Here is a 15010-nt window from a genome sequence, read left to right on the forward strand (position 1 = left end):
CATAGTAGTCTTTGAGTCGTTGCAGTCAGAATTAAAAAAGTTTTGACTAGCACAGCAGATCGCTTTAAACCTTTCACAAATGCGACATGAATTTGCGACATTTCGTCGTCAAATTTGTGAGCCTCTGTGTCGCTGTGTACAATGACCACCCTTTTGCCCCCGCTAAGCCGGCGTACGTTCGGCGCGGATCGCAAGTGGTTGAATTGAAAAGAAATTTGCCTCGACAAGAGGCAGCCTGGTGAGAAAGTGTCTATGAAAGCAGGTCTGTACCAACCAGATGAATTCAAGGATAACTGCGGTTTCGGCCTGATAGCCCATATGCAGGGCGAGCCCAGTCATACCCTTTTGCAAACGGCCATTGAGGCCCTGACCTGCATGACCCACCGCGGTGGGATTAATGCCGACGGCAAGACCGGTGACGGTTGCGGTCTGCTGATTCAGAAGCCTGACGCCTTCCTGCGAGCCATTGCCCAGGAAACCTTCAGCGTCGAGCTGCCCAAGCAATATGCGGTGGGCATGGTCTTCTTCAACCAGGATCCGGCCAAGGCCGAAGCCGCTCGCGAAAACATGAACCGCGAGATCCTCGCTGAAGGCCTGCAGTTGATCGGCTGGCGCAAAGTGCCCATCGACACCAGCGTCCTCGGCCGCCTGGCCCTTGAGCGCCTGCCGCAAATCGAGCAGGTGTACATCGGCGGCGAAGGCCTGAGCGATCAGGACATGGCCGTGAAGCTGTTCAGTGCGCGTCGTCGTTCGTCGGTGTCCAACGCCGTCGACTCCGACCACTACATCTGCAGCTTTTCGCACAAAACCATCATCTATAAAGGCCTGATGATGCCGGCCGATCTGGCCGCGTTTTATCCAGACCTGAGTGACGAGCGCCTGCAAACCGCGATCTGCGTTTTCCACCAGCGCTTCTCCACCAACACCTTGCCGAAATGGCCGCTGGCTCAGCCATTCCGCTTCCTCGCCCACAACGGCGAGATCAACACCATCACCGGTAACCGCAACTGGGCGCAGGCCCGGCGCACCAAGTTCACCAACGATCTGATGGATCTGGAAGAACTCGGCCCGCTGGTTAACCGTGTCGGTTCTGACTCCTCGAGCATGGACAACATGCTCGAACTGATGGTCACCGGTGGCATCGACCTGTTCCGTGGCGTGCGGATGATCATTCCGCCAGCGTGGCAGAACGTTGAAACCATGGACCCGGATCTGCGTGCGTTCTACGAGTACAACTCGATGCACATGGAGCCGTGGGACGGCCCGGCCGGCGTGGTAATGACCGACGGTCGTTACGCGGTGTGCCTGCTCGACCGTAACGGTCTGCGCCCGGCGCGTTGGGTCACCACCACCAACGGTTTCATCACCCTCGCGTCGGAAATCGGCGTGTGGGACTACAAGCCTGAAGACGTGATTGCCAAAGGTCGTGTCGGCCCTGGCCAGATCTTCGCCGTGGACACCGAAACCGGGCAGATCCTCGACACCGACGCGATCGATAACCGTCTGAAGTCCCGTCATCCGTACAAGCAATGGCTGCGCAAGAACGCTCTGCGCATCCAGGCGACCATGGAAGACAACGACCACGGTTCGGCGTTTTACGACGTCGATCAGCTCAAGCAATACATGAAGATGTATCAGGTCACGTTCGAAGAGCGCGATCAGGTCCTGCGTCCGCTCGGCGAGCAAGGCTACGAAGCCGTGGGCTCGATGGGCGACGACACGCCGATGGCCGTGCTCTCGCAGCGCGTGCGCACGCCGTACGACTATTTCCGTCAGCAGTTCGCGCAGGTTACCAACCCGCCGATCGACCCGCTGCGTGAAGCGATCGTGATGTCGCTGGAAATCTGCCTCGGTGCCGAGCGCAACATTTTCCAGGAGTCGCCGGAACACGCCTCGCGCGTGATCCTCAGCTCGCCGGTGATCTCGCCGGCCAAGTGGCGCTCGCTGATGAACCTCGACCGTCCGGGTTTCGAGCGCCAGATCATCGACCTCAATTACGACGAAAGCGTCGGCCTCGAAGCGGCGATCCGCAACGTTGCCGATCAGGCTGAAGAAGCCGTGCGCGCCGGTCGTACCCAGATCGTCCTGAGCGACCGCCATATCGCCCCGGGCAAGCTGCCGATCCACGCCTCGCTGGCGACCGGTGCCGTGCACCACCGCCTGACCGAAAAAGGCCTGCGTTGCGATTCCAACATCCTTGTTGAAACCGCGACCGCCCGTGACCCGCATCACTTTGCGGTGCTGATCGGTTTCGGCGCCTCGGCGGTCTATCCGTTCCTCGCGTACGAAGTGCTGGGCGACCTGATCCGTACCGGTGAAGTGCTGGGTGACCTCTATGAGGTGTTCAAGAACTACCGCAAAGGCATCACCAAAGGTCTGCTGAAGATCCTCTCGAAGATGGGTATCTCGACCATCGCCTCCTACCGCGGAGCACAATTGTTCGAAGCGATCGGCCTGTCCGAAGAAGTTTGCGACCTGAGCTTCCGTGGCGTGCCGAGCCGCATCAAGGGTGCGCGTTTCGTCGACATCGAAGCCGAGCAGAAAGCGCTCGCCAGCGAAGCCTGGAGTCCGCGCAAGCCGATCCAGCAGGGCGGTCTGCTGAAGTTCGTCCACGGTGGCGAATATCACGCGTACAACCCGGACGTGGTCAACACCCTGCAAGCCGCCGTGCAGCAGGGCGACTACGCCAAGTTCAAGGAATACACCTCGCTGGTGGACAACCGTCCGGTGTCGATGATTCGCGACCTGTTCAAGGTCAAGACGCTCGACAAGCCGCTGGACATCAGTGAAATCGAACCGCTGGAATCGGTGCTCAAGCGCTTCGACTCCGCCGGTATCTCGCTGGGCGCCTTGTCGCCGGAAGCTCACGAAGCCTTGGCCGAAGCCATGAACCGCCTCGGTGCGCGTTCCAACTCCGGCGAAGGTGGTGAAGATCCGGCGCGTTACGGCACCATCAAGAGCTCGAAAATCAAGCAGGTTGCGACTGGCCGTTTCGGCGTGACCCCGGAATACCTGGTCAACGCCGAAGTGCTGCAGATCAAGGTCGCCCAAGGCGCCAAGCCGGGCGAGGGCGGGCAACTGCCGGGCGGTAAAGTGAACGGTTTGATCGCCAAGCTGCGTTACGCAGTGCCGGGCGTGACCCTGATTTCGCCGCCGCCGCACCACGACATCTACTCGATCGAAGACTTGTCGCAGCTGATTTTCGACCTCAAGCAAGTCAACCCGAAGGCACTGGTTTCGGTAAAACTGGTAGCGGAAGCAGGCGTCGGCACCATCGCCGCCGGTGTGGCCAAGGCCTATGCGGACTTGATCACCATCTCCGGCTACGACGGCGGCACCGGTGCTTCGCCGCTGACCTCGATCAAATACGCCGGCGCACCGTGGGAACTCGGCCTCGCCGAAACCCACCAGACTCTGCGCGGCAACGACCTGCGCGGCAAAGTCCGGGTGCAGACCGACGGTGGTCTGAAAACCGGCCTCGACGTGATCAAGGCTGCAATCCTCGGCGCAGAAAGCTTCGGCTTCGGTACTGCGCCAATGATCGCGCTGGGCTGCAAATACCTGCGTATCTGCCACCTGAACAACTGCGCCACCGGCGTTGCGACGCAGAACGAGAAGCTGCGCAAGGATCACTACATTGGCACCGTCGACATGGTGGTGAATTTCTTCACCTACGTCGCCGAAGAAACCCGTGAGTGGCTGGCCAAGCTCGGCGTGCGCTCCCTCGAAGAGCTGATCGGTCGTACCGATCTGCTGGAAATCCTCGAAGGCCAGACCGCCAAGCAGAACCACCTGGATCTGACGCCGCTGTTGGGCAGCGATCACATCCCGGCAGACAAACCTCAGTTCTGCGGCGTTGAGCGCAACCCGCCGTTCGACAAAGGCCTGCTGGCCGAGAAAATGGTCGAGATGGCCTCGTCGGCGATCAACGACATGAGCGGCGCCGAATTTGATCTGGATATCTGCAACTGCGACCGTTCGATCGGCGCGCGGATCTCCGGCGAAATCGCCCGTAAACACGGCAACCAAGGCATGGCGAAAGCGCCGATCACCTTCCGCTTCAAAGGTACTGCCGGTCAGAGCTTCGGTGTGTGGAACGCCGGCGGTCTGAACATGTACCTCGAAGGCGATGCCAACGACTACGTCGGCAAAGGCATGACCGGTGGCAAACTGACCATCGTGCCGCCGAAGGGCAGCGTTTATAAGACTCAGGACAGCGCCATCATCGGCAACACCTGCCTGTACGGCGCGACTGGCGGCAAGCTGTTCGCCGCCGGCACCGCAGGCGAGCGTTTTGCCGTGCGTAACTCCGGTGCCCATACGGTTGTGGAAGGCACTGGCGATCACTGCTGTGAGTACATGACCGGTGGTTTTGTCTGCGTTCTGGGCAAGACCGGTTACAACTTCGGCTCTGGCATGACCGGTGGTTTCGCCTACGTGCTCGATCAGGACAACGCCTTCGTTGACCGGGTCAACCACGAACTGGTGGAAATCCAGCGGATCAGCGGCGAGGCGATGGAAGCCTATCGCAGCCACCTGCAAAACGTGCTGAACGAGTACGTCGCGGAAACCGACAGCGAGTGGGGTCGTGAACTCGCCGAAAACCTCGATGACTACCTGCGCCGTTTCTGGCTGGTCAAGCCTAAGGCTGCCAACCTGAAATCGTTGCTTTCCAGCACTCGTGCCAACCCGCAGTGATATGCGCCTGAAGAGTTTGATGAGGTTTTAACAATGGCTGAACGTCTGAATAACGACTTCCAGTTCATCGATGTCGGGCGCAAAGATCCGAAGAAGAAACTGTTGCGTCAACGCAAGAAAGAGTTCGTCGAAATCTACGAACCGTTCAAACCCCAGCAGTCGGCCGATCAGGCCCACCGCTGCCTGGGTTGCGGCAACCCGTATTGCGAATGGAAGTGCCCGGTGCACAACTTCATTCCCAACTGGCTGAAGCTGGTGGCCGAGGGCAACATCCTTCAGGCCGCCGAGCTGTCGCACCAGACCAACACCCTGCCGGAAGTCTGCGGCCGCGTGTGCCCGCAAGATCGTCTGTGCGAGGGTGCCTGCACCCTTAACGACGGCTTCGGTGCGGTGACCATCGGTTCGGTCGAGAAGTACATCACCGACACCGCGTTCGCCATGGGCTGGCGCCCGGACATGTCCAAGGTCAAACCGACCGGCAAACGTGTCGCGATCATCGGTGCAGGCCCGGCGGGTCTGGGTTGTGCCGACGTGCTGGTACGCGGTGGCGTGACCCCGGTGGTGTTCGACAAGAACCCGGAAATCGGTGGTTTGCTGACCTTCGGCATTCCCGAGTTCAAGCTGGAAAAGACCGTGCTGAGCAATCGTCGCGAAGTCTTCACCGGCATGGGCATCGAGTTCCGTCTGAATACCGAAGTCGGCAAAGACGTGACCATGGAACAACTGCTCGCCGAATACGATGCAGTGTTCATGGGCATGGGCACCTACACCTACATGAAGGGCGGTTTTGCCGGTGAGGATCTGCCGGGCGTTTATGACGCACTGGACTTCCTGATCGCCAACGTCAACCGCAACCTGGGCTTTGAAAAGTCGCCGGAAGATTTCGTCGACATGAAAGGCAAAAAGGTCGTGGTACTCGGCGGCGGCGACACGGCGATGGACTGCAACCGCACGTCGATCCGTCAGGGCGCCAAATCGGTGACCTGCGCTTATCGTCGTGACGAAGCGAACATGCCCGGCTCGCGCAAAGAGGTGAAGAACGCCAAGGAAGAAGGCGTGAAATTCCTCTACAACCGCCAGCCGATCGCTATCGTCGGTGAAGACAAGGTCGAAGGCGTTAAAGTGGTCGAGACCCGTCTCGGCGAACCGGACGCCCGTGGCCGTCGCAGCCCTGAACCGATCCCGGGTTCCGAAGAGATCATCCCGGCTGATGCCGTGGTCATCGCGTTCGGTTTCCGCCCGAGCCCGGCACCGTGGTTCGAACAGTTCGAGATCCAGACCGACAGCCAGGGCCGCGTCGTTGCGCCTGAGCAAGGTCAGTACAAGCACCAGACCAGCAACCCGAAAATCTTTGCCGGTGGCGACATGGTGCGCGGTTCCGACCTGGTGGTAACGGCGATCTTCGAAGGCCGCAACGCCGCCGAAGGGATCCTTGATTACCTGGGTGTCTAAAAAACAACGCAATCTCTTGTAGGAGTGAGCCTGCTCGCGATGGCGGTAGATCAGTCACCTGATGCATTGGCTGATACTCCGCCATCGCGAGCAGGCTCACTCCTACAGTTGTTTTTGGGTGCTGCAAATTTGATCGTTCCCACGCTCTGCGTGGGAATGCAGCCGGGGGCGCTCTGCGTCCCCAAAAGCGTGGCGCAGAGCGTCACAGGAGGCATTACCACGCAGAGCGTGGGAACGATCATTGCGCAATAAATTGACCCGATAGACAAAAGGCTGACCTGCATCCGTGCCTTTTGCGTCGCGCTCTGAGAAAATGCCCGCACTTTTTTTCCGGATGCCGACATGACTGCCCTGAAGAACGACCGTTTCCTCCGCGCCCTGCTCAAGCAACCCGTAGACGTCACCCCTGTGTGGATGATGCGTCAGGCCGGTCGCTACTTGCCGGAATACCGCGCCAGCCGCGCCCAGGCCGGTGATTTCATGAGCCTGTGCATGAATCCGGAATTCGCCTGCGAAGTCACCATGCAACCGCTCGACCGCTATCCACAACTGGACGCGGCGATCCTGTTTTCCGACATCCTCACCATCCCCGATGCCATGGGCCAAGGCCTGTACTTCGAGACCGGTGAAGGTCCGCGCTTCAAAAAAGTCGTCAGCACCCTCGCTGACATCGAAGCGCTGCCGATCCCTGATCCGCACAAAGACCTCGGCTACGTCATGGACGCGGTCAGCACCATCCGTCGTGAGTTGAACGGCCGTGTGCCGCTGATCGGTTTCTCCGGCAGCCCTTGGACACTCGCGACCTACATGGTTGAAGGCGGCTCGTCGAAAGACTTCCGCAAGACCAAAGCGATGCTCTACGACAACCCGCAAGCCATGCACCTGCTGCTGGATAAACTGGCGCAATCGGTGACCTCGTACCTCAACGGCCAGATCATGGCCGGCGCGCAAGCGGTACAGATCTTCGATACTTGGGGCGGCAACCTGTCGGCGGCGGCGTATCAGGAATTCTCGCTGGCCTACATGAAGAAAATCGTCAGCGGTCTGATCCGCGAAAACGACGGTCGCAAAGTGCCGGTGATCCTCTTCACCAAAAACGGCGGCCTGTGGCTGGAAAGCATTGCTGACGCTGGCGCCGATGCACTGGGTCTGGACTGGACGTGCGACATCGGCAACGCCCGCGCCCGCGTTGGCGACAAGGTTGCGCTGCAAGGCAACATGGATCCGACCGTGCTTTACGCAAAACCGGAAGCGATCCGCACCGAAGTCGGACGTATTCTGGCCAGCTACGGCAAGGGCAGCGGTCACGTGTTCAACCTCGGCCATGGCATCACCCCGGAAGTCGATCCGGAACACGCCGGCGCTTTCCTGCGTGCGGTGCATGAGTTGTCGGCGCAGTACCACGAATAACGCTGCAACGTCTGTACAAAAAAACCTGTCCCGTGTCATGCGGGGCAGGTTTTTTTATGCCGTTTAAAAACGTTTAGATGAATAGTTTCTTGTTGTAAGAATTCTTTCCTTAGTTGTCGGATTAGTTTCCGTGGCGACTATTCCTGCTACACCCGGTGATTACTCCTACATAGAAGTTTTCCCTATCCACGTAAGGTTTCAGGCGTGTGTTCGGCATGGCGTCGAGCACCGTATTAGAGCCTGGCGCGATGCCAGGCTCGCTTATTTGATATGAGCCTGGAATAACAATGAAAACACCAATTTTTAAAAGGAGTGCGTTGGCAACGTGCACTTCTTCGTTGATTTTACTGTCGGCCATGCTGGGTTCTTCAGGGGCTGCGGCCCATGGTTATGTGGAGTTTCCGCCCTCGCGCGCGCTGCTCTGCCAGAAGGGTGTGAACACCGGTTGCGGTGGTGCTTCGAATGAACCGCAAAGTGTCGGTGAAACCTTCAAGGGCTTCCCGGCAGGCGTCGGCGGCGCGGAAGGGCAAGGCCCGATCGACGGCAAAATTGCCAGTGGCGGTCACGAGTTGTTTTCTGCCGTGGACGTGCAGTCCGCCACACGCTGGCAGCTCACCGACATCAATGAACGTAATCTGGATTTCCAGTGGCATTACAAGGCGCCACACCCGGTTGAATACCACCAATATTTCATTACCCGTAATGGCTGGAACCCGAATGAGTCGCTGAAGCGAGCTTCTTTCGAGAGCACGCCTTTTTGCGAGGTCGCGGGTGATTTTCAGATGCCGGTTCCCGGCACCCAGCACCGCTGCAGCATCCCCGAGGACAAAAACGGTCACCACGTGATCCTCGCAATCTGGGCCGTGGGCGATACCAAAATGGCGTTCCACAGCGTCGCTGACGTGAATATCGTGGCTGAAGCCGTTCTACCGGGCGGTTGGTCTGCTGTTGGCGCCATCGCACCATCGACTCCGCTGCTGACCGGCGACAAGGTCAAGGCACGCGCCTTCACCGCGACGGGCGAAAGTGCTTCCTACAGCGTCGAAATCTCGATCGACAACGCCGAAGACGCCGAGCCGCAAAACTGGTCGTTCAAACTCGCCGAGCAGATCAACCAGTCGCAGACCCTGATCCGCGCCGGCGTTCGTGATGAAAACGGCAACATCGAAGCGATTCGCGGCAGCAACACGCTGTACGCACAAAAAGACAGCGGCGTTGTCCGCTACGAAGTGCAACTGCTGATGAAAGAAGACGCCGCCGCGCGTTTGTCGGTGGCCTCGCAACAAGCCGAATACGTGCTCGACAAAGGTAAAACCAAAGTCGACTTCAGCCTGATGTCCAACCGCAAAATGAACGTCGAAGCCAACCTGTTCAACGAGCAGAACAAGCTGGTCGGCACCACCACCGCGCAAGCGGACAGCGGTGCAACCTGGCTGGCCATGGACATCCGCAGCAACCCCGGCCCACACACGCTGACCCTGGTTGGCACCACGCTGGATGGCCGCACCACCCGTCAAGACACCCAGCCTGTCAACGTCACCGGTGAAGGCGCCGGTGCCGATTACGACTTCCTGTTCCCGGAAGGTCTCAGCGACTACACCGCCGGCACCAAGGTACTGCAACCGAAAACCAACGAGGTCTTCGAGTGCAAGCCGTTCCCGGCATCCGGCTATTGCAAGCAATACAAGCCTGAGGCGAACGGTTTCGAACCGGGCGTCGGCGAGCACTCGCATGCGGCGTGGAACAAGCTCTAAGGCTCGTCCCGAGTAATTGCGTCAGACGACCACCGAGGTCGTCTGACCGCTGGTGATTTTCAGGGGCGATTCGAGATGATGCTTTCAATTTATTCCAAGCAACAAATGCTGCTGCACTGGGTGTCGGCGGCGGTGATTCTGTGGACGCTGGTCACCGGGTTTTATGTGGCCAACGTCAATGTGGCCAATGACACCAAACAGTGGGTGGCCGGCGTCAATGTGTCGCTGACCACGCTGTTCATCCCTGTGTTCTGCTGGCGGCTGGTGGTGTTTGTCAGCCACCTGCGACATGAGCGCATGGCGCAGTTTTCCTCGGCAAAAATGCTCGCGATGTTTGTCCATCGGCTGATCTATTTGCTGGTGGCAGTGGTGCTGGTGAGCGGGGTGCTAATGATGGATCGACCGATCCCTGTGTTCGGCCTGTTCGAATTCCCGCAGCCGCTGAGCGATGTGGCGCTGACGGACGGCTTTTTCGTGCTGCACATCTGGGCCTGCACCGCGTTGGCAGTGCTGGTAGCGATGCACATTGGCGCGGTGATTCTGCACGAGCTGCGCGGTTACCGCGTGCTGCGACGCATGTCGTGGCGCTCGCGCGTTCGCCAGGCCTGTGGGCGTATCGGATGAACCGCCGGTGAGATTTTTTTTGCTGTTGGGACTGTGGGCGCTGCCGTTCGCCTGTGCTGCGTTTCTCGCTTGGCAAGAGTGGGCATTTCGCAACGCGCAACGTCTTCCAGCGCCGGTCGCTGTGCCGATGCCCACGGCACCTGCACCTTTGAACACCGCCGCAGTGGCAACGGTGTTCGGGCTCGCCGCGCCCAGCGCACTTCGACCAAGCGCCGAATCGTTGACTCTGCAAGCGACGTTCGCCGTCGACAGTGGCCTGTCGAAAGCCCTGATAAGCGCTGCCCAAGGCGCGCGGTTATATCGGGTCGGCGACGACTTGCCGGGCGGCAGCGTATTGCGTCGAGTCGAGGCACAACACGTTGTGCTGTGGAACAAGGGGCGGGAGGAAGCATTGCCTCTCGCGCCCTCTGCCAGCGCATTCCTCAAGCGCTCGCCTGCGTCCGTCGATGCACCCGCCGCAGACATTTCCGCACGTTTTCTTCGCCCGCTGAACGGGCAGTCAGAGTGATCTCATCGATGAACAGCTTGATTGGCGCGCAGGCCCTGCGCACCTTGTTGGTTTGCGCCGTGCTGGCGACGCCGCTCCTCAATCGCCCGGTGCACGCCGAAGAACAGCGCTGGCAGTTGGCGATGAATCAGGCCGAACTGCGCGACATCGTCGAAGAGATCTCGGCGATCCTCGGCACCACCGTGGTGCTCGACCCGCGTGTGTCGGGACGCGTCACCGTCATGTCCCGTCAGGCGCTGGATCGTGAGGGCGTGCGGCGCTTGTTTTACTCGGTGCTGGACGCGCACAACTTCACGGTGATCGATGAGGGCGACCGCATCCTCATCACTCCCGTGGCAGACGTGAAAACCCGCGCCGGCCAATCGGCCAGCGAGCGGGCCACCCCCGCGCAATTCATCACCCAAGTCATCGAATTGAACACCAGCAGCGCTGCCGATCTGTCTGCGCTGATTCGCCCGTTGGTGTCGGCCAACGGCTACCTCGGCCCGTCCGTTTCGGCCAATGCCTTGGTGATCACCGACACCGGCGCCAACGTCAAACGCATCGCCCAGGTGGTGCGCCAACTCGACGGCGGCCAGCAAGATCAGCACGCTGTGGTAGCGCTGCGTTTTGCCCAGGCCAGCGACGTCGCCACGGTGATCGAATCCTCGCTGGGCAAGCGCAATGTCGACTCGCTGATTCAAGTGCTGGCCGACGTCAGAACCAATCGCTTGATCGTCATCGGCCCGCTCGCCGTGCGCCAGCGTTTGACCGAGCTGATTCGCCAACTCGACGTGCCGGCCACCGCCAGCCTCGACACCGCGCGGGTCATCCGTTTGCGCCACAGCGATGCCAAGCAACTCGCGCAGGTGCTGGAAAGCATGGGCCAGAATCGCAAACAACCCACAGCTGGCAGCGGCAAAGAAGCGTCCGCCGCGACGCCGTTCATGCTCAAGGCTGACGAAAGCCAGAATGCGCTGGTGCTGATCGCTGAACCGGCTCAGGTCAGAACCATCGAGAACATCGTCCGTGAGCTCGATCAGCCCCGCGCGCAAGTGCTGATCCACGCCGCCATTGTCGAAATCTCCGGCGACATCGCTGATGCCGTGGGCGTGCAGTGGGGCTTGAGTACGGGCGACGCGAAGGGCTTTATCAACTTTCCCGGCACCGACATTCCCATCGTCGGCGGCTTGAAGTTCGACGAGAAAAAATCGGCGCCCGACGGCGCGATTCTGCAGTTGGGCGGCGACCGTTTCGGCGCGTTGATTTCGGCGCTGGCGAGCAATACGCGGAGCAATCTGCTGTCCACGCCGAGCCTGCTGACGCTGGACAATCAGCAAGCGGAAATCATCGTCGGGCAGAACGTGCCGTTCAAGACCGGCTCCTACTCGACCAACAGCAGCGGCGCGGATAACCCGTTCACCACGGTCGAACGCAAAGACGTCGGCATCAGCCTGAAGATCAAACCCTACATCAACGAAGGCTCGACCCTGCGTCTGGAAGTCGAGCAGGAAGTCTCGGACATCGCGCCTTCAGTGTCGGGCATCGATTCCTCGGATCTGATCACCAACAAGCGCGCGCTGAAAAGCACGATTCTCGCCGACGACGGCGAAATCATTGTGATTGGCGGGCTGATCCGCGACAGCGTGCGCACGCAGAAAAGCGGTGTGCCGTTGCTGCGCGATATTCCCTATGTTGGCGCGCTGTTTCGCTGGAGTCGCGACACCCAGACCAAAAGCAATCTGATGGTGTTTCTGCGCCCGACCATCGTGCGCAGCCGCGAAGATCTCTCCGGGATCAGTCAGCAGCGTTACGACACCTTGCGTGATCTGAGTCAGCCCAAGGCCGGGGAGAGCAACTCGCTGTTGCTGCCGGCCGAGGCGCGGCATTTGTTTGAGCCCGGAACGGTGGCGCCATGAGTGCTCCACTGGAAATCCTGCCGTTCGGTTTCGCCCGGCGCTTTGGCGTGCTGCTGGACGCTGCGGGCTCGCGTCTGCTCATACGCGCCGACACGTCGCTGACCGCACTGGCCGAAGTGCGTCGCTTATGTGCTCGCGAACTGTCAATCGAGGTGCTTGAGCCAGAGCCTTTTGCCACGCGTCTGGCGGCCACCTATCGCGAAGGCCAGAGTGCTGCGCAACAGGTCGCGCAAGGGCTGGACGATGAGCTGGACCTGCTCAGCCTCGCCGAGCAGGTGCCGCAAACCGCCGACCTACTCGAACAACAAGGTGATGCGCCGGTGATCCGCCTAATCAACGCGCTGCTCAGCGAAGCGGTGCGCGCGCAGGCTTCGGATGTTCATCTGGAAACCTTCGAGCACTACCTGTCGGTGCGCATGCGCGTCGACGGTCAGTTGCGCGAGATGCTCAGGCCCAAACGCGAACTGGCGACGTTGCTGGTGTCGCGGATCAAAGTCATGGCGCGGCTCGACATCGCCGAAAAACGTGTGCCGCAGGACGGCCGGATTGCCTTGCGTCTGGCCGGGCACGAAGTCGATGTGCGCGTCTCGACACTGCCGTCGGCTCACGGCGAGCGGGTGGTGCTGCGCTTGCTCGACAAGCAGGCCGGACGTCTGGAACTGCAACGTCTGGGCATGCCGGACGACACCCTCGCCAGCCTGCAAAACCTGCTCGCCAAACCTCACGGGATTTTACTGGTGACCGGGCCGACCGGATCGGGCAAAACCACCAGTTTGTATGCGGCGTTGAGCAGCCTGAACGATCCGTCGCGCAACATTCTTACGGTCGAGGATCCGATCGAATATCACCTGCCGGGGATCGGCCAAATGCCGGTCAATCCGAAAGTCGAGATGACTTTCGCGCGGGGCTTGCGCGCCATTCTGCGGCAGGATCCGGACGTGGTGATGGTCGGTGAAATCCGTGATCGCGAGACCGCGCAAATCGCTGTGCAGGCGTCGTTGACCGGGCATCTGGTGCTGTCGACGTTGCACACCAACAGCGCGGTCGGCGCGGTGACGCGGCTGGTCGACATGGGCGTGGATGCGTACTTGCTGGCCTCGTCGTTGGTTGGTGTGCTTGCGCAACGCTTGTTGCGCACGTTGTGTGTGCATTGCAAGACGCCGTACTTCGCTGACGCCGAGACTCGCCTGCGTCTGGATTTGCAACCCACGCAGACCGTGGCGTTGTTTCGGCCGCAGGGCTGTGAGCATTGCCAGCACGGTTATCGCGGACGCATTGGCATCTATGAATTGATCAGCATCAGCGAACCGGTGGCAGCGCTGATTCATCGAGGTGCCAGCGAGCGCGAACTGATCGACGCCACGCGCAAGGATTCGCGCAGTCTGTTTGAGGCGGGTCGGCAACGCGTGCTCGACGGCGTCACCAGCGTCGATGAGTGGCTGCGCGTGACGCAGGAGAACTGAGCGATGCCGACTTTCGATTACCGCGCTGACAACGCGCAAGGCCACCGCTGCCGAGGCCGACTCGAAGCCGAAAATCCAAGGCACGCGCGGCAGCTGTTGCGGGAGCGAGGACTGTGGCCGTTTCAACTCAAGGAGCTGCGCGGTGAACAGGGTGCGAGGCGCTCCGGTCGCTTGAACGCTGCCGATCTGGCGTTGCTGACGTTGCAGCTGTCGACGCTGGTGCAGGCCGGTTTGCCGCTGGAAGAAGCGCTGGAAGTGGTCGCCCGACAAACCAGCAAACGGCGCGTTGCCGGATTGTTGTGGGCGGTGCGTGGCCGAGTCATGGAAGGCCATGCGCTGGCCGTCGCGTTAAGCCAGTTTCCTGCGGCATTTCCCGAATTGTTCCGCGCCACGGTGGCGGCGGGTGAGCGCTCGGGCCATCTCGGTCATGTGCTGGAGCAACTGGCCGCTTACACCCAGGCGCGGCAGGCATCGCGACAAAAGATTCAGATGGCGCTGATCTATCCGTCGATTCTGATGTTCGCCAGCGTGGCCATCGTTGGTTTTCTGCTCGGCTACGTGGTGCCGGACGTGGTGAACATTTTCGTCGACAGCGGCCAGCCGTTGCCTTGGCTGACCCGCGCATTGATCAGCCTCAGCGACGGTGTACGTCAGTTCGGTCTGGTGTTTCTTGGCGGCGCATTGGCGCTGTTTAGTGGCTGGCGCTGGAGTTTGCGGCAACCGCTCTGGCGACTGCGCTGGCATGCTCTGGCATTGAACATTCCGCTGATCGGCACGCTACTGCGCGCCATGGAAGCAGCGCGATTCGCCAGCACTCTGGCGATCCTCGGCAAGAGCGCCGTGCCCTTGGTCGATGCGCTGGAAATCGCCGCCGCCGTCATCGGCAATCAGACCATCCGCGCACGCATGAGTGAGGTCGCCCGCTCGGTGCGCGAAGGCTCGACGCTGACCCGCAGCCTGGAACGCAGTGGCGATATCCCGCCGATGATGCTGCACATGATCGCCAGCGGTGAACGCGCCGGCGAGCTCGACGCCATGCTCGCCCGCGCCGCCGAACAACAGGAAGCCAGCCTCGCTGCGCGCATCGCCTTGATGGTGAGTTTGTTCGAGCCGGCGATGCTGCTGGTGATGGGCGCGGTGGTGTTGCTGATTGTCCTCGCCATCCTCCTTCCGATCCTCAGTCTCAACCAATTGGTGAATTGA

Annotated in this window: 10 protein-coding genes; 9 read left to right on the forward strand and 1 reads right to left on the reverse strand. The window is 60.5% G+C overall.

What is annotated here, in order from left to right:
* The first annotated feature begins 252 nt into the window (after positions 1-252).
* From gltB to hemE, 3 genes are all read left to right on the forward strand, one after another.
* On the forward strand, positions 253-4698 hold the full coding sequence (gltB, locus tag AD669_RS01655) for a glutamate synthase large subunit (RefSeq protein ID WP_053116655.1): 4446 nt from the start codon (positions 253-255) through the stop codon (positions 4696-4698).
* Positions 4699-4731: 33 nt separating this feature from the next.
* A complete protein-coding gene (locus AD669_RS01660) occupies positions 4732-6150 on the forward strand; it encodes an FAD-dependent oxidoreductase (RefSeq protein ID WP_007909438.1) in 1419 nt (472 codons plus the stop codon).
* A gap of 342 nt (positions 6151-6492) precedes the next feature.
* Complete coding sequence (gene hemE / locus AD669_RS01665) at positions 6493-7560, forward strand: uroporphyrinogen decarboxylase (protein WP_053116656.1); 1068 nt, start codon at positions 6493-6495, stop codon at positions 7558-7560.
* A 121-nt stretch (positions 7561-7681) separates the two neighbouring features.
* On the opposite strand, the gene AD669_RS28530 is transcribed toward hemE, so the two are convergent.
* On the reverse strand, positions 7682-7918 hold the full coding sequence (locus tag AD669_RS28530) for a hypothetical protein (protein WP_172680061.1): 237 nt from the start codon (positions 7916-7918) through the stop codon (positions 7682-7684).
* On the opposite strand from AD669_RS28530, the gene gbpA reads away from it, so the two are divergent.
* From gbpA to gspF, 6 genes are all read left to right on the forward strand, one after another.
* Complete coding sequence (gene gbpA / locus AD669_RS01670; protein ID WP_053116657.1) at positions 7848-9314, forward strand: N-acetylglucosamine-binding protein GbpA; 1467 nt, start codon at positions 7848-7850, stop codon at positions 9312-9314. The genes AD669_RS28530 and gbpA overlap by 71 nt on opposite strands.
* A gap of 75 nt (positions 9315-9389) precedes the next feature.
* A complete protein-coding gene (locus AD669_RS01675) occupies positions 9390-9938 on the forward strand; it encodes a cytochrome b/b6 domain-containing protein (protein ID WP_053116658.1) in 549 nt (182 codons plus the stop codon).
* A 7-nt stretch (positions 9939-9945) separates the two neighbouring features.
* Positions 9946-10446, forward strand: coding sequence for a type II secretion system protein N (locus tag AD669_RS01680; RefSeq protein WP_256218796.1), 501 nt, complete (start codon positions 9946-9948; stop codon positions 10444-10446).
* Between the two features lie 8 nt (positions 10447-10454).
* Positions 10455-12344: a type II secretion system secretin GspD gene (gene gspD / locus AD669_RS01685; protein ID WP_053116659.1), complete on the forward strand. Its 1890-nt coding sequence runs from the start codon at positions 10455-10457 to the stop codon at positions 12342-12344.
* A complete protein-coding gene (gene gspE, locus AD669_RS01690; RefSeq protein WP_053116660.1) occupies positions 12341-13807 on the forward strand; it encodes a type II secretion system ATPase GspE in 1467 nt (488 codons plus the stop codon). The genes gspD and gspE overlap by 4 nt, the downstream gene beginning before the upstream one ends.
* A gap of 3 nt (positions 13808-13810) precedes the next feature.
* Positions 13811-15010 carry a type II secretion system inner membrane protein GspF gene (gene gspF, locus AD669_RS01695; RefSeq protein WP_053116661.1) on the forward strand — a complete coding sequence of 400 codons (1200 nt, stop codon included), beginning with the start codon at positions 13811-13813 and terminating at the stop codon, positions 15008-15010.

The organism is Pseudomonas sp. P1.31 (assembly GCF_001269815.1).
GTDB lineage: Bacteria > Pseudomonadota > Gammaproteobacteria > Pseudomonadales > Pseudomonadaceae > Aquipseudomonas > Aquipseudomonas rustica.

Bases quoted from the DNA above. Each gene is read 5' to 3' on its own strand.
- gltB (WP_053116655.1), top strand. From the start codon at position 253: ATGAAAGCAGGTCTGTACCAACCAGATGAATTCAAGGATAACTGCGGT.
- AD669_RS01660 (WP_007909438.1), top strand. From the start codon at position 4,732: ATGGCTGAACGTCTGAATAACGACTTCCAGTTCATCGATGTCGGGCGC.
- hemE (WP_053116656.1), top strand. From the start codon at position 6,493: ATGACTGCCCTGAAGAACGACCGTTTCCTCCGCGCCCTGCTCAAGCAA.
- gbpA (WP_053116657.1), top strand. From the start codon at position 7,848: ATGAAAACACCAATTTTTAAAAGGAGTGCGTTGGCAACGTGCACTTCT.
- AD669_RS28530 (WP_172680061.1), bottom strand. From the start codon at position 7,918: ATGGCCGACAGTAAAATCAACGAAGAAGTGCACGTTGCCAACGCACTC.
- AD669_RS01675 (WP_053116658.1), top strand. From the start codon at position 9,390: ATGATGCTTTCAATTTATTCCAAGCAACAAATGCTGCTGCACTGGGTG.
- gspD (WP_053116659.1), top strand. From the start codon at position 10,455: ATGAACAGCTTGATTGGCGCGCAGGCCCTGCGCACCTTGTTGGTTTGC.
- gspE (WP_053116660.1), top strand. From the start codon at position 12,341: ATGAGTGCTCCACTGGAAATCCTGCCGTTCGGTTTCGCCCGGCGCTTT.
- gspF (WP_053116661.1), top strand. From the start codon at position 13,811: ATGCCGACTTTCGATTACCGCGCTGACAACGCGCAAGGCCACCGCTGC.